Annotated in this window: 18 protein-coding genes; 10 read left to right on the forward strand and 8 right to left on the reverse strand. The window is 69.6% G+C overall.

The window, feature by feature from the left end; genetic code table 11:
- Positions 1-23 precede the first annotated feature (23 nt).
- The 4 genes from QSK39_RS50950 to QSK39_RS50965 are packed head-to-tail and all read right to left on the reverse strand — an operon-like array spanning position 24 to position 4,600.
- Positions 24-1,007: an ABC transporter permease gene (locus tag QSK39_RS50950; RefSeq protein WP_285485071.1), complete on the reverse strand. Its 984-nt coding sequence runs from the start codon at positions 1,005-1,007 to the stop codon at positions 24-26.
- Positions 1,004-1,966, reverse strand: a complete 963-nt coding sequence (locus QSK39_RS50955) for an ABC transporter permease (RefSeq protein ID WP_285485072.1) — start codon at positions 1,964-1,966, stop codon at positions 1,004-1,006. The genes QSK39_RS50950 and QSK39_RS50955 overlap by 4 nt, the downstream gene beginning before the upstream one ends.
- Positions 1,959-3,524 (reverse strand): sugar ABC transporter ATP-binding protein, encoded by a 1,566-nt coding sequence (locus tag QSK39_RS50960; protein ID WP_285485073.1) that lies wholly within the window; start codon positions 3,522-3,524, stop codon positions 1,959-1,961. Before QSK39_RS50960 ends, QSK39_RS50955 begins: the two co-directional genes overlap by 8 nt.
- Positions 3,524-4,600, reverse strand: a complete 1,077-nt coding sequence (locus QSK39_RS50965) for an ABC transporter substrate-binding protein (protein WP_285485074.1) — start codon at positions 4,598-4,600, stop codon at positions 3,524-3,526. Before QSK39_RS50965 ends, QSK39_RS50960 begins: the two co-directional genes overlap by 1 nt.
- Positions 4,601-4,756: 156 nt before the next feature.
- Here QSK39_RS50965 and QSK39_RS50970 point away from each other — a divergent pair, with 156 nt between their 5' ends.
- A complete protein-coding gene (locus QSK39_RS50970) occupies positions 4,757-5,758 on the forward strand; it encodes a LacI family DNA-binding transcriptional regulator (protein WP_285485075.1) in 1,002 nt (333 codons plus the stop codon).
- Between the two features lie 3 nt (positions 5,759-5,761).
- Here QSK39_RS50970 and QSK39_RS50975 read toward each other — a convergent pair whose 3' ends face one another.
- Together QSK39_RS50975 and QSK39_RS50980 are read right to left on the reverse strand one after the other, a co-directional pair.
- Entirely contained in the window at positions 5,762-6,121 is a 360-nt protein-coding gene (locus tag QSK39_RS50975) for a hypothetical protein (RefSeq protein WP_285485076.1), read from the reverse strand.
- A 217-nt stretch (positions 6,122-6,338) separates the two neighbouring features.
- Positions 6,339-7,493, reverse strand: a complete 1,155-nt coding sequence (locus QSK39_RS50980; RefSeq protein ID WP_285485077.1) for an AAA family ATPase — start codon at positions 7,491-7,493, stop codon at positions 6,339-6,341.
- Positions 7,494-7,671: 178 nt separating this feature from the next.
- Between QSK39_RS50980 and QSK39_RS50985 the strand changes: the two genes are divergently transcribed.
- Genes QSK39_RS50985 through QSK39_RS51015 form a run of 7 tightly spaced genes read left to right on the forward strand, consistent with a single transcriptional unit; the run spans position 7,672 to position 16,690 of the window.
- Positions 7,672-9,663, forward strand: a complete 1,992-nt coding sequence (locus QSK39_RS50985) for a fibronectin type III domain-containing protein (RefSeq protein ID WP_285485078.1) — start codon at positions 7,672-7,674, stop codon at positions 9,661-9,663.
- Entirely contained in the window at positions 9,638-10,528 is an 891-nt protein-coding gene (locus QSK39_RS50990; protein WP_285485079.1) for a carbohydrate ABC transporter permease, read from the forward strand. The genes QSK39_RS50985 and QSK39_RS50990 overlap by 26 nt, the downstream gene beginning before the upstream one ends.
- Before the next feature lie 8 nt (positions 10,529-10,536).
- The gene (locus QSK39_RS50995; RefSeq protein ID WP_285485080.1) at positions 10,537-11,415 is read left to right on the forward strand and encodes a carbohydrate ABC transporter permease; all 879 of its coding nucleotides are present in this window, start codon (positions 10,537-10,539) and stop codon (positions 11,413-11,415) included.
- Positions 11,412-13,688 carry a glycosyl hydrolase family 95 catalytic domain-containing protein gene (locus QSK39_RS51000; protein ID WP_285485081.1) on the forward strand — a complete coding sequence of 759 codons (2,277 nt, stop codon included), beginning with the start codon at positions 11,412-11,414 and terminating at the stop codon, positions 13,686-13,688. Before QSK39_RS50995 ends, QSK39_RS51000 begins: the two co-directional genes overlap by 4 nt.
- Positions 13,688-14,641 (forward strand): acetylxylan esterase, encoded by a 954-nt coding sequence (locus QSK39_RS51005; RefSeq protein WP_285485082.1) that lies wholly within the window; start codon positions 13,688-13,690, stop codon positions 14,639-14,641. Before QSK39_RS51000 ends, QSK39_RS51005 begins: the two co-directional genes overlap by 1 nt.
- The gene (locus QSK39_RS51010) at positions 14,638-15,990 is read left to right on the forward strand and encodes an ABC transporter substrate-binding protein (RefSeq protein WP_285485083.1); all 1,353 of its coding nucleotides are present in this window, start codon (positions 14,638-14,640) and stop codon (positions 15,988-15,990) included. The genes QSK39_RS51005 and QSK39_RS51010 overlap by 4 nt, the downstream gene beginning before the upstream one ends.
- 31 nt (positions 15,991-16,021) lie before the next feature.
- Entirely contained in the window at positions 16,022-16,690 is a 669-nt protein-coding gene (locus QSK39_RS51015; RefSeq protein WP_285485084.1) for a GntR family transcriptional regulator, read from the forward strand.
- 236 nt (positions 16,691-16,926) lie between these two features.
- Here the strand turns inward: QSK39_RS51015 and QSK39_RS51020 are convergent, their stop codons facing one another.
- Together QSK39_RS51020 and QSK39_RS51025 are read right to left on the reverse strand one after the other, a co-directional pair.
- On the reverse strand, positions 16,927-17,490 hold the full coding sequence (locus tag QSK39_RS51020; RefSeq protein ID WP_285485085.1) for a snapalysin family zinc-dependent metalloprotease: 564 nt from the start codon (positions 17,488-17,490) through the stop codon (positions 16,927-16,929).
- Between the two features lie 175 nt (positions 17,491-17,665).
- A complete protein-coding gene (locus tag QSK39_RS51025; RefSeq protein WP_285485086.1) occupies positions 17,666-18,157 on the reverse strand; it encodes a winged helix-turn-helix transcriptional regulator in 492 nt (163 codons plus the stop codon).
- A gap of 102 nt (positions 18,158-18,259) precedes the next feature.
- Here QSK39_RS51025 and QSK39_RS51030 point away from each other — a divergent pair, with 102 nt between their 5' ends.
- On the forward strand, positions 18,260-18,961 hold the full coding sequence (locus QSK39_RS51030) for an SDR family oxidoreductase (RefSeq protein ID WP_285485087.1): 702 nt from the start codon (positions 18,260-18,262) through the stop codon (positions 18,959-18,961).
- A gap of 151 nt (positions 18,962-19,112) precedes the next feature.
- On the forward strand, positions 19,113-19,676 hold the full coding sequence (locus QSK39_RS51035; RefSeq protein WP_350310738.1) for a TetR/AcrR family transcriptional regulator: 564 nt from the start codon (positions 19,113-19,115) through the stop codon (positions 19,674-19,676).
- The last annotated feature ends 163 nt before the right edge of the window (positions 19,677-19,839 follow it).

The raw sequence follows: 19,839 nt of genomic DNA on the forward strand, positions 1-19,839 counted from the left end.
AACCTCCTGGTAGGGGACAGGGGTCAGCGGGTTCGGGAGCGCGCCAGCAGGCGCTGGATCACCACGACGACGAGCAGGAAGGCCCCGCTCACCACCGTCTGGTAGTTGGAGTCGAGGGTGCCGATCTGGTTGATGACGTTCTGGATCAGCGTGCGCAGCAGCACGCCGACGAGGGTGCCGATGATCGTCCCGGCGCCGCCGGTGAGCAGCGTGCCGCCGATGACGACGACCGAGATCGCGTCCAGTTCGGTCCCGACGCCGATCACCGTGACGCCGGACTGGAGGTACGCGGCGGTGAGGACGCCGGCGAACCCGGCGAGCGCGCCGCTGAGGGTGTAGAGGCTGATCTTGGTGCGGGCCACCGGAAGCCCCATCAGCAGCGCGGACTGCTCGGCGCCGCCGATCGCGAAGACGGACTGGCCGAACCGGGTGCGGCGCAGCAGCAGCCCGCCGAGGGCGAACAGGATGAGCGTCAGGTACACCGGCACGCCGACGCCGAAGATCGTGCCTTGGCCGAGCCAGAGGAACGCCGAGCCCGGGTCGACCTTGTACGTCGTCGCGCCTTCGGACGTCAGGGCCAGCAACAGACCCCGGGCGAACAGCAGGGAAGCGAGCGTGACGATGAACGGCGCCATCCCGGTGCGCGCGATGAGCACGCCGTTGACGAACCCGATCAGCGAACACACGGCCAGCGGCAGCAGGATCGCGACGACGAGCCCGTACTGCGCGCCGTACGCGGCGAGAACGCCGCCGAGCGCGTAGTTCGAGCCGACCGACAGGTCGATGCCGCCGGAGATGATCACGAACGTCATGCCCAGCGCGATCACCGCGAGGAACGAGCCCTGCAGCACGAGGCTGCGCAGGTTGTCGGCGGTACCGAAGTGCGGGAACGCGAACCACGACGCGGCGAGGCCGAGCACGAGCACCACGGCCGCGCCCTGGCGCTGCAGGACACCGGCGAACGCGGCGTTCCTGGCGGTAATCGGAGTAGCGGACTGCGCTGTCATCGGTTGCTCCGCTCGCGCGCGACGTAGACCGCGACGACGATGATGGCCGCCTGGACCATCTGCGCGGTCGAGTCCGGCAGGTTGTGCTTGATCAGGGTCGCCTGGACGAGCTGCATGAGCAGCGCGCCGAACACGGTGCCGAGCACGCGGACCCGGCCGCCGGTCAGCGGGGTGCCGCCGACGACGACCGCGGTGATCGCGGACAGCTCCATGAGCAGGCCGACGTCACTCGGGTCGCTGGCGGCCAGCCGCGACGTCGCCAGCACGCCGGCCACCGCGGCCAGTGCCCCGGAGATGACGTAGACGCTGATGAGCACGCGCTTCACCGGCAGCCCGGCCAGGGTGCTCGCGGCGCGGTTGCCGCCGACCGCGACCAGGTGCCGCCCGAACGTCGTGCGCTGCACGACCAGCCCGGCCAGCACCGCCAGCACGCCCGCGACGATGACCATGATCGGCACGCCCAGGAAGTCGCCGGTGCCGAGCTCCAGGAACTCCTGGTTGTGCAGCTGGACGAGCTGGCCGTGCGCGATGACCAGGGCGAGCCCGCGCCCGCCGACGAGCAGCGCCAGTGTCGCGATGATCGGCTGGATCCCCAGGTACGCCACCAGGTATCCGCTGAACAGGCCGGAGACCACGCCCGCGATGACGGCGACGATGATCGCCATCAGCGGGCCCGCGCCCAGGTAGAGCGGGATGAGCGCGGCGGCGATCGCCATCACCGAGCCGACCGACAGGTCGATGCCCTCGGTGCCGATCACCAGCGCCATGCCGAGCGCGACGATGCAGACCGGCGCCGCCTGCACCAGCTGGGTGCGGAAGTTGGCCGCGGACAGGAAGTTCTCGGTGAACGCGATGTTGAACAGCAACAGCACGACGACGGCCAGGTAGACGCCGTAGTTCTGCAGCCACGCCGTGACTTTCGCGCGGTCGGGGGTCTTGGTCAGGGTGGCGCTAGACATCGTTGTCACCCTCTTCGGCTTCCGCTGCGATCGCGGTCAGGACGTTCTCCTCGGTGATGCGGTCGCCGGTCAGCTCGCCGACGACCGAGCCGTCGCGCAGCACGACCACGCGGTCGGAGCCGTCGATCAGCTCTTCCAGCTCGGACGAGATGAGCAGCACGCCGAGCCCTTCCTGCGCGAGCTCGTCGATCAGCGCCTGGACCTCGGCCTTGGCGCCGACGTCGATGCCGCGCGTGGGCTCGTCGAGCAGCAGGATCTTCGGGCCGGTGGCCAGCCAGCGGGCGAGCAGCACCTTCTGCTGGTTGCCGCCCGACAGCTCGGACACCTTCTGCTCGGGGCTCGCGGCCTTGATCCGCAGCCGCTCCATGAAGATCTTCACGACCTTGTCCTGCTTGGCCTTGCTGACCAGGCCGAACGGCGAGAGCGTCGGCAGTGCGGCGAGCACGATGTTCTCGCGGACCGACAGGTTCGGGATGATCCCGTCGGTCTTGCGGTCCTCGGCCAGCAGCGCGATCCCGGCCCGCATGGCCGCGGCGATCTTGCCTTTCTTCAGCGGTTTCCCCGCGAGCAGCACGCTTCCGCGGTCGAGGGGGAACGCGCCGACGATGGCGCGTGCCGTCTCGCTGCGGCCGGAGCCGAGCAGCCCGGCGAGGCCGACGACCTCGCCGGGCCGGATGCTCACCGAGACGTCGTGCAGCTTCCGCATGCCGCTCAGGTTCTCCGCCTTGAGCAGCGGTTCGCGCTCGACCTCGTGGTCCTCGCCGAACGCCGTGACGCCCTCTTCGCGGATCTGCTTGATCTCGCGGCCGAGCATCTTGGACACGAGCTCGATGCGCGGCAGGTCCTTCAACGGTCCACTGTGGACAACCCGGCCGTCGCGCAGGACCGTGACGCTCTCGCAGACCCGGTACAGCTCGTCCATCCGGTGGCTGACGTAGACGATCGCGATGCCTTCGGCGTGCAAGCGGTTCAGCACTTCGAAGAGCGTCTCGACCTCGCGCGGCTCGAGCGACGACGTCGGTTCGTCCATGATGACGACCTTGGCGTCGGTCGAGACCGCGCGGGCGAGGGCGACCATCTGCTGCGCGCCGACACCCAGGGAGTGCAGCGGGCGTTTGACGTCGTCGTCGATGCCGTAGCCCTTGAGCAGCTCGCGGGCGTCGGCGTACATCTTGGACCAGTCGACGAGACCGGCTTTGGTGCGCGGCTCGCGGCCGAGGAAGACGTTGCCGGCGATGCTCATCAGCGGGACGAGGTTGACCTCCTGGTAGATCGTGGAGATCCCGGCCCGCTGCGCGTCGATCGGCCGCTTGAACGTCACCGGCTCGCCGAGGTGGCGCACCTCGCCCTCGTCGGGCTGGTAGACGCCGGTGAGCACCTTGATCAGCGTGGACTTGCCCGCGCCGTTCTCCCCGACGAGCGCGTGCACCTCGCCGGGTCGCAGCGCGAAGCTCACGTCGTCGAGCGCGAGGGTGCCGGGGAACCGCTTGGTCACCCCGGCCACCTCGAGCACCGGTGCGGTCGTCATGGCGACGTCCTCTTCGGTGGCTGCCGTCATCAGTACGCGTTCCCGACCTTCTGCGCGGCGTTGGTCTCGTCGTACTGGTCGTCGGTGATCACGATGCTGGCCGGGATGGCCTCGCCGCTCTCGAACTTCTGCAGCGTCTGGAAGGCCAGCGGGCCGAAGCGCGGGTTGGACTCGATCACGGCGTTGTAGCTGCCGTCGGCGATGAGCTGCACGGCGTTGCGCGTGCCGTCGATCGAGACGACCTTGACGTCCTTGCCCGGCGTCTTGCCGGCGGTCTTCAGCGCGTTGACCGCGCCGACGCCCATTTCGTCGTTTTCGGCGTAGACGGCGGTGATGTCCGGGTGGCTCTGGATGAGCTGCTCCATCACGGCCTGGCCCTTGGAGCGGTCGAACTCACCGGTCTGCTCGGCGACCACGGAGAGGCCGGCGGTCTTGGCCAGCTCGTCCTTGAAGCCCGACGTGCGGTCGGTGGTCACGTTGTTGCCGGACGCGCCGAGCAGGATCGCGACCTTGCCGGTGCCGCCGGTGACCCGCGCCATCTCCTGCGCCGCGCGCTTGCCCTGTTCGACGAAGTTCGAGCCGATGAAGGTCAGGTAGTCGGTGCAGGGCTGCGACGTCACCTTGCGGTCGATGGTGACGACCGGGACCTTCTTGGCCTTCGCCGCGTCGAGCGCGGGCTGGAGGCCGTCGGAGTTCAGCGGCGCGACGACGAGCAGCTGGGCGCCGCGGTCGAGCATCGACTTGATGTCGCTGATCTGCTTGTTCAGGTCGCTCTGGGCGTTGGTGACGAGCAGCTTGTCGCTGGCGATGCCGAGCTTGGCGGCTTCGTCGCGAATGGACTGCGTCTCGGCGATCCGGAAGGGGTTGGCTTCCTTTTCGGACTGTGAGAAACCGACCACCGCGGTCTTGAGGTCGACCTTGGCGTAACCGGTTTTCTGGAGCGTGCAGCCGTCGGCGGACGGCGCGACGGACTGCGCGGAAGCGGCCGGTCCGCCGCCGCTCGACGGGGCGGCCGGGGTCTCTTCCCGGCTGGTGCAGGAGGTGAGGGTGAGCGCGGCGGCGGCCACGGTGACCAGGACCAGGCGGGGGCGGGTGGACAGAGGCACGGGTGACTCCTCGGGCAGCGACGGTGGTGGCCCGCTCACCGGGGTGATCGGAGTCACCGCGGGAGCCTTGAGGTACTTTTTACATCGTTGGAACAACGTTGTAAACCGGCAAATTGTCGCTATGCTTCGTGCTCACCAGCTGAGAAGGAGCCGCCCGTGACCGTGACGCTCAAGGACGTCGCCACGCTCGCCGGAGTGTCGGTGAAGACGGTGTCGAACGTGGTGAACGGCTACGCCTTCGTCAAGCCGGAGAACCGGCGGCGGGTCGAGGAAGCCCTGGCCGCGACCGGCTACCGGCCGAACGTCGGGGCGCGCAACCTGCGTCGTGGCCGCACGGGGTTCCTGGCGCTGATGGTGCCGGAGCTGTCGATCCCGTACTTCGGCGAGCTGGCGGGCCTGGTCATCACGGCGGCGCAGAAGCGCGGCTGGAGCGTCCTGATCGAGCAGACGCAGGGGACCAGGTCCCGGGAGCGCGAGACGCTGTCGTCGCTGGGGCCGCACCTGGTGGACGGGGCATTGGTGCACCCGGAAGCACTGGAGGCGGCGGACTTCCCGTCCCCGGGCGAGATCCCGCTCGTGATGCTGGGCGAGCACGCGGTGGACGTCCCGATCGACCACGTGGCGATCGACAACGTCCTGGCGGCGCAGACGGCGGTGTCCCATTTGGCATCGTTGGGCCGGACGCGGATCGCGGCGATCGGACGCAATCCGGCTCGTGGGACGTCTTCCCAGCGGCTGGCGGGGTACCGGGCGGCCTTGTCGTCGGCGGGACTGTCCTATTCGGACGCGTTGGTGGCACCGGCGGAGAAGTGGCACCGATCGGTGGGGGCGGCGGCGATGCGATCGTTGCTGGCGCTGCCTTCGCCGCCCGATGCGGTGTTCTGCTTCAACGACCTGCTGGCGATCGGCGCTCTCCGGGCGGTGGCGGAGCTGGGGCTGCGGGTGCCGGAGGACGTGGCGATCGTGGGGTTCGACAACAACGAGGAGAGCGCGTTCTCGCTCCCGGCGTTGACGACGATCGCCCCGGACAAGACGGCATTGGCGGAAGCGGCGATCGATTTGGTGCACCGGAGGATCACGGGCGACAAGACATCGCCGGCGCAGGACATCCAGACACCGTTCGCGCTGGAGATCCGGGAGAGCACCAAGGGCCGCTGAGGTTCAGCAGGGCGCGACGGCACCGGTGGTTCCGACGGCGCACCAGCCGGGGTGGGTGGCGAGCCAGGCATCCCGCTCGCGGTCGACGTCCTCCTGGCTCATCCCCCTGGCGGCGTTCAGGCAGCCGCCGGTCTGGCAGTCCTCGGCCTTGGGTCGGGTGGTTTTGGGTGCGGCGTTCGCCTTGGTGACCACGCTGGTCACCGTCGTGGGCACGGTTTCGGTCGTGGTGACGGTGGCGGTCACGGGCTCGGCGGTGACGGTGGTCGGAACCGGCTGCGGAGTTTGCGCTTTGGGCGCGGCCGTGCAGCCGCCGACCAACACAGCGGCGGCCAGCACCCCAGCGGCAGTGGCGAAGTAACGCATGATCGGAACTTTCGGGCGCGGCGGACGATCCACCCACCCTCCGCCCGCCCGGCCAAGCTCACCAGGGCCGTTGGACCCGAGCCAACGCGTACCCGGAACGCCAACTCGCGTACCCAGGCGGACGACTCGCGTACCTGGACAGTCGGCTCACCAACCGACCCTCCAGGTACGCGAACCGACTGCCTGGGTACGTGAGCCGACCCTCCAGGTACGTGAGCTACCGCTTGGGCCAGTGCCAGGAAGGCCTGTCCAGGCGGCCTTGGCCGACCAGCTTTGTCTCCCCGCCCTCCTTCTCCAGCTCCAAAGCCCCGACGTCCGCGACCTCCGAGAGAGCCCGGATCAACGGCGAAGCGTGCGAAACCACCACCAGCTGGGTCTCCTTCGCCGCCGTCGCGATCAACACGGCCAACGCCGGGAGCAGGTCCGGGTGCAGCGAAGTCTCCGGCTCGTTCAGCACCAGCAGTTCCGGGGGCCGCGGGGTCAGCAACGCCGCCACCCACAGCAGGTACCGCAGCGTCCCGTCCGACAGCTCCGCCGCCGACAACGGCCGCAGCAATCCGTGCTGGTGGAAGCGGACCGACAGCAGGCCGTCCTGGGAGACCACCGAAAGCCGGGAACCCGGGAACGCCGCGTCCACCAGCGAAGCCAGCTCCGACGCCCGGCCGATCTCGATGATCGTCTGCAGTGCCGCCGCCAGGTCCGCGCCGTCGTGGGACAGCACGAACGTGCGTGTTCCCACCACTGACCGGCGGGCAGGGGCCGACGCGTCCGTGCGGAAGTGGTCGTAGAACCGCCACGACCGGATGCGCTCGCGGACCACCAGCAGCTCCGGGCACGCCCGCGGGTCCGCGAACTCGCTCAGTATGCTGTCCGACAGCCGGATCCGGTGGACGTCCGGGCCCCACCCGCCGGACGCGACCCGCGTGCGCACCGACGGCCCCGCGCGGTCGGCCAGCAGCGACGCCGGCCGCAACACCGGCCCCGACCACACCGCCTCCTGCTTGAACTCCGGGTCCAGGTTGAACACCGTCTCCCGCTCCGGCACCGGCAGCCCCAGGTCGAGCGCGTAGCCGAACTCATCGCCCGCGAACCCCAGCCGGAGCCCGACCGGCTTCGTCCGCACCGTGCCCTGGACGCGCGCACCCGGGCGTACCCCGTTCTCCGGCCCCGCCCACAGCGTCGACGGCAGCCCGCCTTCGCGCGCCAGCGCCGCCACCGCGCCGTTGCGGGACGCGTCCGCCAGCAGCCGCAACGCCCGGTACAGGCTCGACTTGCCGCTGCCGTTCGGCCCCGTGACGACGGTCAGCCCGGACAGCGGCAGCACCAGGTCGCGCAGCGAGCGGTAGTTCTCGACAGCCAGCGTGGTCAGCATGCCTCGAACCTAACCGCCACCCCCGACAGTGCGGATTCGTCCGATCTCTGTCCGGCGAAGCCGTTGACATCCGCGAACTCCAGCAGCCAGAATCTCCAGTCGTCGATCCTATAGGATCCATGGTTCAGGCCAGCCGAGCTGTGGTCCTCCGATGTCTACCGACCTCAAAGGAGTGGTCATGGCCGCACGCGGCAGACGGGCCCTGGGTGTCCTCGCCGGACTGACGGTGATCGCGGGCCTGCTCACGGCCCCCACCGCGGACGCCCAGCCGGAAGCGCCGAAGCCAGTCGCTCAGAAGCCCTACATGGGCTGGAGCAGCTGGAGCCTCGAGTCGACGAACTACCCGGGCGTCAACCCGACCGGCGCCGCGAGCTGGCTCACCGAGCAGCACGTCCTCCAGCAGGCCGACGTCCTCGCCGCGAAGTTCAAGCAGCACGGCTACACCTACGTCAACATCGACGCCGGCTGGTCCAACGCCTTCGATCAGTACGCCCGCCCGGTCGTCAACCCCACGACGTTCCCGGACGGCATGAAGTACGTCGCCGACTACGTCCACAAGAAGGGCCTGAAGCTCGGCTCCTACCTGGCCGTGGGCGTCGACCTCAAGGCCTACAACGACGGCAACTCCCCGATCGCGGGCACCACGAACTGCCACACCAAGGACCTCGTCTACCCCGACCTGCGCAAGACCAACGGCTGGGACTCCGCCTACAAGATCGACTTCACGAACCCGTGCGCCCAGTCCTACGTGGACTCGGTGGCGCAGCTGCTGGCCGGCTGGGGCGTCGACTTCCTCAAGCTCGACGGCGTCGGCCCCGGCTCCTTCAAGGGCGGCGAGAACTACACCAACACCTCCGACGTCGAGGCCTGGCACAAGGCCATCGCCAAGACCGGCCGCCCGATGGAGTTCGTCGTCTCCTGGGCGCTCAGCCACCGCCAGGCCGACGTCTGGACGGCCAACACCAACGGCTGGCGCGTCGACACCGACGTCGAGTGCTACTGCGACACGCTCGTGACCTGGAACAACTCGGTCAAGCAGCGCTGGAACGACGTCGTGCAGTGGATCCCCGACGCCGGCCCCGGCCACTGGAACAACCTCGACTCCCTCGACGTCGGCAGCGGCAAGATGGACGGCCTCACCCCGGCCGAGCGCCAGAGTTACATGACGCTCTGGGCGATCGAAGCCGCGCCGCTCTACATCGGTGACGACCTGACCCAGCTCGACGACTACGGCGTCAAGCTCCTGACCAACGACGAGGTCATCGCGCTCAACCAGGCTGGTGTCCCCGCCAAGCCGGTGAGCCAGACGACCGACCAGCAGGTCTGGTACAACCGCAACGCCGACGGCAGCTACACGGTGGCGCTGTTCAACCTCGCCGCGACGCCGGCGCGCGTCACCGCGGACCTCGCGCAGCTCGGCATCTCCGGCCCGGCCGAGATCCGGGACCTCTGGGCGCACAAGAACGTCGACACCGCGTCCGGCGACCTGCCGGTGCACGGTTCACGCCTGTTCAAGGTGACGCCCCGCGACCGCACCGCGCTTCAAGCCCCGGCGGTCGTGCACGGCACCGCGGTCACCGGCACCAGCGTCTCGCTCGCCTGGGACGCCTCGAAGGGCGCGCAGAGCTACGACGTCTTCGTCAACGGCCGCAAAGCCACGACGGCCACCGGACCGAGCACGACGGTCACCGGCCTCAAGCCGTCGACGAGCTACGACTTCACGGTCGTCGCGAACCAGCGCCACGGGAAGCCGTCCGCGCCCAGCAAAAAGATCAGCGCGACCACGCCGAGCGCCGACGGACCCAGAGCGTACGAAGCCGAGAACGGCACCCCGCAGGGCGGCGCGACCGTCTACGACTGCGCGTGCAGCAACGGCAAGAAGGTCGGCTACCTGGGCGGCAGCGGCTACGTCGTCCTGCCGACGGTGACGACCGCCAAGGCCGGCACCTACCTCCTGCAGTTGTCCTATGTGGACGGCGACTCCAGCCGCACCGGCATCGTCACGGTCAACGGGACGTCGTTCCCGCTGCCGGTCGCCGGCAGCAACGACGACGACTGGAACACGCCCCAGACCGTGACCGTCCCGGTGTACCTGCAGGCCGGGGCCAACACCGTCCAGATCGGCAACCAGGCCGGCTACGTCTATGACGTCGACAAGATCACCGTCTAGGGGCCGGGACGCGCCGATCGCGTGGCTGCTCATCAGCCCCGCGCTCGGCGGGTTCGCGGTGTTCTTCGCCTACCCGACCCTGCGCGGGCTCTACCTCAGCTTCACCGAGTTCCACGTCCTCACCGAGCCGCGCTGGATCGGCCTGGGGAACTTCCAGGAGCTCCTCCAAGACGGCGAGTTCTGGCACTCCCTGCTGGTGACGGTCTACTTCGTCGCGCTGTCGGTGGTCCTGGGCGTACTGGTCTCCTTGGTGACGGCGGTGATCCTGCACCGGCTCGCGGTGTCGGCCACCGTCCGCGGGCTGATGATCCTGCCGTTCCTCATCTCCGGCGTGGTCACCGCGCTCGTGTGGTCGTGGATGCTCGACCCGCAGCTCGGCATCGTCAACCTCCTCATCACGAAGCTCACCGGCGAGCCGGTGCTGTTCTTCGGGTCGGGGAGCTGGGCGGTGCCGACGCTCGCGGGGCTCAACATCTGGAAGTCCATGGGCTACAACGCGGTGCTGATCTTCGCCGGGCTGCAGACCATTCCGTCCACGGTGTACGAAGCCGGCCGGATCGACGGCGCGAGCGAGCTGCAGATGTTCCGCCGCCTCACCGTGCCGCTGCTGCGGCCGATCCTGGTGATGGTCGTGGTGCTCACCGTGATCAGCTCGTTCCAGATCTTCGACATCGTGCAGGTGACCACCAAGGGCGGTCCGGCGAACGCGTCGAAGGTGCTCCAGATGTACATCTACGACAAGGCGTTCGGCCAGTTCGACTTCGGCTACGCCGCGACCATGTCGCTGGCCCTGTTCGTGCTGCTGGCCGCCGTCACCTTCGCCCAGCTCCGGATGGCTCGCGCCGGCGAGTCCGACACCACCTAGGAGGGACCGTGCGCCGGATTTCCGCGGGCCGGGTCGTCGCCTGGGCGTACCTCGTGCTCGTCCTGGTCGTCACGATCTTCCCGTTCTACTGGATCGTGCGGACCGCGCTGTCGGACAACTACGCGCTCGCGACGGACCCGTCGTCGCCGGGCCCGGTGGGCTTCACGCTCGGTGCGTTCAAGCGCGCGCTCGGCCTGGCCTCGCCCGCCGAAGCCGCGGCTCAAGGCGGGTCGGCCGCGTCGATCGACCTGCTGTCCGCCCTGCGGAACTCGATCGTCTACGCGGTGCTGCTCACCGTCTGCACGGTGTTCTTCTCCGCGCTGGCCGCGTTCGCGTTCTCGCGGCTGCGGTGGAAGGGGCGCAACGCCGTGTTCGCCGTGCTGCTGACCGCGCTGATGGTGCCGCAGGTGCTGACGCTGCTGCCGAACTTCGTGCTGATCAAGGACCTCGGCCTGCTCAACAGCTTCGGCGGGATGATCCTGCCGACGGCGTTCTTCTCGGCGTTCAACATCTTCTTCCTGCGCCAGTTCATGCAGGGGCTCAGCACGGAGATCGAGGAGGCCGCGATCATCGACGGCGCGGGCCCGCTGCGCGTCTGCTTCCGGATCGTGCTCCCGATGAGCGCCGCCCCGATCGCGACGCTCGCGCTGCTGACGTTCATCACCACCTGGAACGACTACCTGTGGCCGCTCCTGGTCACCAACGACGACACCGTCCGCCCGCTGACGCTGGCGCTCGCGGTGTTCAAGCAGTCCTCGCCGCAGGCGGCGCTGGACTGGGCCGGCCTGATGGCCGCCACGCTCGTCGCCGCGCTGCCGATGCTGCTGCTGTTCGTGGTGTTCGGCCGCCGGCTGGTCAATTCCATCGGCTTCACGGGGTTGAAATGACGGATCTCCTGCTCTCCTGGCCGCACCCGGCGACGGATTGGACCGAGGCCATGCCGGTCGGCAACGGCCGGCTCGGTGCGATGGTCTTCGGCGGCGCCGGCCGCACGCGGGTCCAGGTCAACGACGCCACGGTCTGGTCCGGCACCCCGGGTGGCCCGGCGGCTGCGCTGGCCAGGATCGACGCCGGACCGGAGCGGCTCGCCGAGGTGCGTGAAGCCGTGTTCGCGCAGGACTTCCGGCGCGCCGAACAACTCCTGATGACGTTCGAAGGGCCGTACAGCCAGGAGTTCCTGCCGTACGTCGACCTCTGGCTGACGCTGCCCGAAGGCATCTCCCACGGTCGGACGCTCAACCTGGACAACGGCGTCACGACCGAGCACCTGACCATCGACGGGCACGACGTCGAGCGGACGACCTGGGTGAGCCGGCCCGCACAGGTGCTGTGTGTTGCGCTGTCCGGCGAGATCGACGTCGATGTCGACGTGTCGACACCGCTGCGGGAGGTGTCGCGAGACGGCCTCGACCTCGGCATCGAGATCCCGGTCGACGGCGCACCCCGGCACGAACCGCAGGTCGAAGAGCCACTGCGGTACGGGACCGTCGAGGGGTACGACCCGTTCGCCGCGGTCGCCGTCCGGGTCGCCCGGACGGCAACCGGCGTCCTGATCGTCCTGGCCAGTTCCACGAGTGCGTACGACGCCTGGATCGGCGACCGCCAGCACACGCGTGACGAACACCGGCGACGCGCGGCGGTTCTGGCCGAACAGGCCGTCGAGACCGGAACGGCGGAGCTGCGCCGCGCGCACGAGGCCGACCTGCGCCCCCTCCTCGGCGCGTCTTCGCTGAGGATCGGCGAGCAAAGGGGCGGCACCCACGACGTCGCCGAGCTGCTGTCCGGTCAGGACGAACAGCTGATGGCGACCGTGTTGTTCCAGTACGGCCGCTACCTCCTGGCGTCCGCCTCCCGGCCGGGTGCGCCGCCGGCGAACCTGCAGGGCATCTGGAACGACGACCTCCGCCCGGCCTGGTCGTCCAACTACACGGTCAACATCAACACCCAGATGAACTACTGGGCTGCCGAGACCACCGGGCTCGGTGAGTGCCACCTCCCGCTGTTCGACCTGCTCGGCAAGCTCGCGGTCACCGGCGCCGACGTCGCGCGCGAGCTGTACGGCGCGCGCGGGTGGGTGACCCACCACAACACCGACCCGTGGGGCTGGGCGCTGCCGGTCGGCATGGGCCACGGCAACCCGTCGTGGGCGCTCTGGCAGCTGGGCGGCGCGTGGCTGGTCCAGCACGCCTGGGAGCACTACGACTTCACGCGCGATCGCGCTTTCCTCGAGAAGACGGCGTGGCCGTTGCTGCGCGGCTGCGCCGAGTTCTGCCTCGACTGGCTGGTGGAACGAGACGGCTTCCTCGAGACGTGCCCGTCGACGTCCCCGGAGAACCTGTTCCTCTCCGAAACCGGGACGAAGGAGTCGCTGACCCACTCGGTGACGATGGACGTCGCACTGATCCGGGCGGTGTTCGAGCGCAGTCTCGCCGCGATGAACGCCCTGGAAGTCCACGACCCGCTGTACGCGGAGATCGAAGCCGCGCTGCCGCGGCTGCGCCCGCTGCCGGTCCTTCCGGATGGCCGGCTGGGGGAGTGGGCGTCGGATCTGCCTGAGGAGGACTCGACGCACCGGCACATGTCGCACCTGGTCGCGCTGTACCCACTGGGGCTGCTCGACACTCCGAAGCTGGCGGACGCGGCCCGGCGGGTGCTGGAGCGGCGCGGGCCGGGGGCGATGGGCTGGTCGTGGGCGTGGAAGATCGCGCTGCGCGCCCGCCTCGGCGACGGCGAGACCGCGCGGAAGCTCCTCGGCGAGGCGGTCCAGCCGTTCACCGGTGACCGCCACCGCGACGCGCCGGTCGACGGCTCCGAGTGGGGTGGGCTGCTGCCCAACCTGTTCAGCACGCACCCGCCGTTCCAGATCGACGGCAACTACGGCTTCCCCGCCGGCCTCGCGGAACTGGTGCTGCAGAGCCAGAACGGCGTGCTTTCCCTGCTCCCCGCGCTGCCCGCGGGCTGGCCGGATGGCGAAGCGCGGGGGCTGCGGTGCCGTGGCGGGCTCGCGGCCGACATCGAGTGGCGCGACGGCGAACTGCGGTACGCCGTCGTGCGACGGCTGTCGGGCGACCCGGCCGAGCCGGTGCGGGTGCGCTATCGCGGCCGGGAGACCGAGCTGCGGCTGCGGACCGGCGAATCGACCGTCCTGAAAGGACTGTGATGCTCACCGACCTCGCTCTCGACGCGCTGTGGGAGTACCGCAGCACCTACGAAGCACCGCCGGACTTCGACGAATTCTGGACATCGACCCTCGCCGAAGCCCGGGCGCACGACCTCGGCGTCCGGTGCACGCCGGTGGACACGCCCTTGCGGACGCTCGACGTGTTCGACGTGACGTTCGCCGGCTTTGGCGGGCACCCGATCCGCGCCTGGCTGCGAGTCCCGCGCGGCGTCGAGGCGCCGTTGCCGGCGATCGTCCAGTTCCACGGCTACGGCGGCAGCCGGGGGAGCGCGCTGCAGGAGCTGACCTGGGCGTCCGCCGGGTACGCGCACCTGCAGGTCGACGTGCGCGGCCAAGGCGGGGTGACGCCTGACCCGGTGGGCAGCGGACCGGCGTACCCGGGCCACCTGACGCGCGGCATCGAGAGCCGTGAAACCTACGTCTACCGGCGGATCTTCACCGACGCGGCCCGCGCGGTCGACGCCGTGCGCGCGCTGCCGGAGGTCGATCCGGCGCGGGTCGCGGTGCTCGGCAACAGCCAGGGCGGCGGCATCGCGCTCGCCACGGCGGGGCTCGTCCCGGATGTGGCGGCCCTGCACGCGCAAGCGCCGTTCCTCTGCGACTTCCGGCGCGCCAGCCTGGTCGGGGGCGAGCGGCCGTACGTCGAACTGTCCCGGTATCTGGCCGACCACCGCGACGCCGTCTCGCGGGTGTTCGACGTGCTGTCCTATTTCGACGGTGTCGGGTTCGCCGCGCGCGCGACGGCACCGGCCTGGTTCAGCGCCGGACTGATGGACGGCATCGTGCCGCCGTCCACGGTGTTCGGCGCCTACCACGTCTACAAGGGACAGAAACAGCTCGCCGTCTGGGAGTACAACGGCCACGAAGCCGGCGGCCCCGACGACGTTCAGGCAGTGCTTGAAGGATTCCGGCCCATTCTGGAGTTGACATGAAGTTGCGCACGCTCACCGCCGCCGGACTGGCGGCGACCCTCGGAGCGCTGGTGGCCGCCTGCGGCGGCGGCTCGGCGAGTGGCGGCGGGACCACCGTGAACTGGTGGACCTGGGACGACAAGCAGGCTGCGGCCTACCAGACGTGCGCGTCGGCGTTCGAGAAGGCGAACCCCGGCACCACGGTGAAGATCACGCAGTACAACGTGGACGACTACTTCACCAAGCTGACCGCCGGGTTCGTCGGCGGCACCGCGCCGGACGCGTTCCAGAACAGCGTCCAGTACTTCCAGGCGTACGCGTCCCAGCACCAGCTGCTGCCGCTGGACGACCTGATCGCCCGCGACAAGTTCGACCTCAAGCGGTTCTCCGTCGGCGTCGACGCGTGGAAGTTCACCGACGGCAAGCAGTACGGCCTGCCGCTCGACTGGTCCGCGACCGGCCTGTTCTACAACACCGACGCGATCACGAAGGCCGGCTACACGCCCGCGGACATCTCGCAGCTGACCTGGAACCCCGACGACGGCGGGACGTTCGAGAAGGTCGCGGCCCACCTGTCCGTGGACAAGAACGGCGTCCGCGGCGACCAGCCCGGGTTCGACAAGGACCACGTCGCCACCTACGGCACCGGGCAGCTGGCGTCGCGCGACTTCATCGGCGAGTCGACGTGGAGCTCGTTCGCCATGACGACCGGCTGGCGGATGGCCGACAAGCAGTCGTGGCCGACGACGTTCACCTATGACGACCCGGTGTTCGCCAAGACCCTGAGCTGGGTGCGGTCGCTGGCCGACCGCGGGTTCGTGCCGAAGATCGGCACGTTCACCACCGGCGGCCAGGCGAGCATCAGCGACACCGACCTGCTCGGCTCGGGCAAGGTCGCGATGGAGACGGCGGGTTCGTGGACGGCGGGGACGTTCGCCAAGCTGCCCTTGAAGGTCGGGATCGCGCCGACGGTGCTGGGGCCGTCCGGCAAGCGCGCGGTGCTGTCCAACTCGAACGGGAACAACGTCTGGGCCGGCACCAAGAACCCGGACCTGACCTGGAAGTGGGTCTCGTACATGGGTTCGCCGGAGTGCCAGTCGGCGGCCGGGGCGAGCGGGACGTTCTTCCCGTCGATCCCGGCGTCGATGGACACCTCGGCTGCCGCGATGAAGAGCCAGGGCGTCGACCTGTCGGTGTTCACGTCGATGCTGAAGGACGGCACGCTGGTGCCGGCGGTCGTCTACGGCAACGGCGCGGCCCTGCAGGACGCCGAGCGGCCGCTGTTCGAGGCGTACTTCGCCCACCAGCGCGACGGCGACGTGTTCGCGGAGATGGCGTCGAAGAGCCGGGCCGTGCTGGGCAAGCAGTAGCCTGTAGTCACGACACGTGAGGGGAGTCAGGGTGGAGGGTCGCCGCCTCGAAGCCCTGCCGGGCAGGCAGGTGCTGGCCGACGGCGTCTACGAGCAGATCCGGGCGCTGATCATGAACGACGGCATCGAGCCGGGCGCCCGGGTCAACATCGACGAGATCGCCCGCGAGCTGGGCGTGTCGGGAACGCCGGTGCGTGAAGCGCTGGCCCGGTTGGAGTCCGAGGAACTGGTCAGCAGGCTCCCGCTGCGCGGCTACCGCGTGACGGAACTGCTGAACCGCAAGGAAGTCGACGACATGTACTCGCTGCGGCTGCTGCTGGAGCCGCCGTCGGCGGCCCGCGCGGCTGCCGCGATGTCGGACGCGAACGTGGCGGCGCTGGAAGCGGAGCTGGCGACGTGCCCGGCGGCCCCGGTGGACGACGCGTACAGCGACTACAAGGCGTTGACGGCCCACGACGCGCGGCTGCACGAGCTGATCCTGCACCTGGCCGGGAACGTGGCGGTCGAGCAGGCGTTCGCGCGGACCCACTGCCACCTGCACTTCTTCCGGCTGAACTACAACCAGCCGTTCGGCGAGCAGACGATCGCCGAGCACCGGGTGATCGTGGACGCACTGGTGGCGGGGAACGCGGCCAAGGCCCGCAAGGCGATGACGGACCACCTCGAAGTGGCGCGGGACCGCTTGCTCTCCCGCCTCTGACGTGATCCAGAGGTCGACACGCGTGATTCAAGGGTCGACTCGCGTGATCGGAGGGTCGACACGCGTGATCGGAGGGTCGACTCGCGTGATCGGAGGGTCGACACGGCCGCGGAGTCGTGTCGACCCCTCAATCACGCGAGTCGACTCCCCAATCACGCGTGTCGACCCTTCCCGCACGTGCGAAGGCCGCACCGGGCGTACCCGGTGCGGCCTCCCCCGACGACGTCACATGCGGGTCACTTGACCGGCATGGTCACTTCGTAGATCCGGTGCTGCTGGGCGGCCGCCGCGCGGAAGCCGTTGGCCCACAGGGATTCCACCTGCGAAGCCTCTTCCGAGTTCGGGTTCGCGTTGGTGCACGACGGGCCGGGGCCACCGCCCGACATCAGCTCCGAGCACGGGCCCTCGTAGTGGTCCGGCAGGCCCAGCGCGTGGCCCGTCTCGTGGGCCGTGATGCGGGTCTGGTTGTACTGCTCGGCCTGCGTGTAGTCGATGAAGATCGTGCCGCTGCCGTGGCCGTCCGTCTGCGCGTACGAGCCCTGCGGGTCGTTGCCCTCCGTGTAGTGCAGCGTCGCGCCCGAGGAGCTTTCCTGGAGCTTGACGTTCGACACGGCCGCGTTCCAGTTGGCCGCACCCGCGTTGATCTGGTCGCGGAAGGTGGGGGCGTCCGAGGTGTCGTAGTAGACGATCGTGGCCGCTTCGGCCTGCGCCGGGGCCGCGAAGGCCGGGGCCGCGGTGAGCGGGGTCGCGATCATCGCCAGCGCGACGGCGGCGCCGGGCAGCAGGTACTTCCTGGACATCGGGACGACTCCTTGCCGTGGGGAATTTGCCGGGTTTGCGCGCGCTGGGTGTCGAACTTACGGAATCGCCCGGCTCTTGTGACCCGACTTTCGTACTGCGCTGCGAACGGTGATTTACCAACCATTTCGTCCGGTTGACATGCGCAGCCACGCATACAAGGATGCGCCGTCCGGCTCAGCCGACCGGGTCCGCCAGCGGGATGGTGCCTTCGCGCAGACGCGATCCGCGCCACGCCAGATCGTCCCTGACCAGCGGTTTCCCGCAGCTGTCACAGGTCGTGCCCGGGCGGGTGAGGGCGCCGCAGCCGACGTGCACGAGCTGCATCGGACCGGCCGCGTCATCGGACGACGTGTACGCGTCACCCCACGCTCCGAGCGCGTGCAGGACCGGCAGCGCGTCCGAGCCGGCCTTCGTCAAGCGGTACTCGTGGCGGGTCCGGCCGCCGTCGCGGTAGGGGAGCTTCGTCAGCAGGCCCCGGTCGACGAGCTTCGCCAGCCGGGTCGTCAGCACGTTGTCGGCGATGCCGAGCTGCGCGCGGAAGTCCTCGAACCGGGTGGTGCCCGCGGTGGCGTTGCGCAGGATCAGCAGCGTCCACGGTTCGGCCAGGACGTCGGCGGCGCGCGCGATCGGGCACGCGGTGCCCTCCCAGGTGATGCGGCGGCTCATGAGTGTGATCCCTCCTACCTGACTTGCTCCGAGCAAGTCTACGCCGTACAGTCGGCCGCAGCTAGCTTGCAATGAGCAAGCCAGGTGCGAGAGGAGCTCGTCATGGAGATCACGGGTGCGGTGGCACTGGTCACCGGAGCCAACCGGGGGCTCGGCCGGCGGTTCGCCGCCGCGCTGCTCGAGCGCGGCGCGGCCAAGGTCTACGCCGCCGCGCGCAACCCGGAGTCGATCGACCTTCCGGGCGTGGTGCCGCTGAAGCTCGACGTGACCGACCCCGAGTCGATCCGCGAAGCCGCGAAGCTCGCGGGCGACGTCACGCTGCTGGTCAACAACGCCGGTTCGTCCACCGGGTCGTCGTTGCTCGGCGGCTCGCTCGAGGACATCAAGCTGGAGATGGACACGCACTACTTCGGCACCCTCGGCGTGACGCGCGAGTTCGCGCCGATCCTCGAGCGCAACGGCGGCGGCGCGGTGCTGAACGTGCTGTCGGTGCTGTCCTGGTTCACCGCGCCCCAGGTCGCGGCCTACTCCGCGGCCAAGTCGGCGGCCTGGTCGCTGACCAACGCGCTGCGCCTGGAGCTCGCGGCGCAGAAGACCCAGGTGACCGCGCTGCACGTCGGCTACATGGACACCGACATGGCCAAGCACGTCGACGGCCCGAAGATCGACCCGGCGGTCGTGGCCGGGCTCGCCCTGGACGGCGTCGAGCAGGGTCGCTTCGAGGTTCTGGCCGACGACGTCAGCAAGAACGTGCGGGCCGGGCTGTCGGGTGACCTCTCGGGGCTGTACCCCGCGCTCGCCTGACCGACGGATTTATCATTTCCGGACAATTCCGGGGTTCTCCGGGACCCCGGAATACGGGCACCCCGGCAGCGGGCGTATGAATGTCCGGGTGGCGGAGAAAGCCGAAGCCGGAAACAGTCGAACGAGGAACCGCTGGGGTGAAGGCGAACGGCTGCGCGGGGAGATCCTGGCGGCGGCCGCCCGGTTGCTGGCCGAGCTCGGCGGCGAGGACGGGCTGACGATCCGCGGGGTGGCGCGGGCGGTCGGCATCGCCCCGGCCAGCATCTACCAGCATTTTTCCGATCGTGCGGAATTGGTGCGCGGACTGCTCGAGCACGAATACGTCCGGTTGGCGGAATCGATGCGCGCGGCCGAAGAGACGCTCGGGGAAACCGACGTCGTCGGCCGGGTCAGGGCGCAGATTCACGCGTACTGCACGTTCGCCATGGAGAACCCCGGCCATTACCGGCTGATGCTCGCGAACGGCGCGTCCCGTTCCGGGCCCGGCGGCCGGGCGGAAGGCCCGCTGCTGGACGTGATCGACCGCCTGGCGGCCGGCTTCGAGCGCTGCGTCGAGGCCGGTCACGCGCTGCGCGTCACGCCGGGCCGGGCGGCGGCGGTGGTGTTCGTCGGGGCGCACGGGCGGGTCGCGCTGTTCCACAGCGTGCTCAACCGGACCGGTGCGGATCTGGTGGAGCCGTTCGTCGACGAACTCGTGTCGCTGGTGTTCGCCTGATCGGCCCTGTGGCGAAGTTCCGGGAAGATGCTTAGCATAGCTATGTAAATTTCCGGCAGCTCCGGGAGGTATCCGGTGGACGGCGTGCCCGCGTTTCCGATGACCCGGCGGTGTCCCTTCGACCCGCCCGCCGAACTCGGCGAACTGCCGCCGAACTCGGCGA

The organism is Amycolatopsis sp. NBRC 101858 (genome assembly GCF_030269325.1).
GTDB classification, from domain to species: Bacteria; Actinomycetota; Actinomycetes; order Mycobacteriales; family Pseudonocardiaceae; genus Amycolatopsis; species Amycolatopsis ponsaeliensis.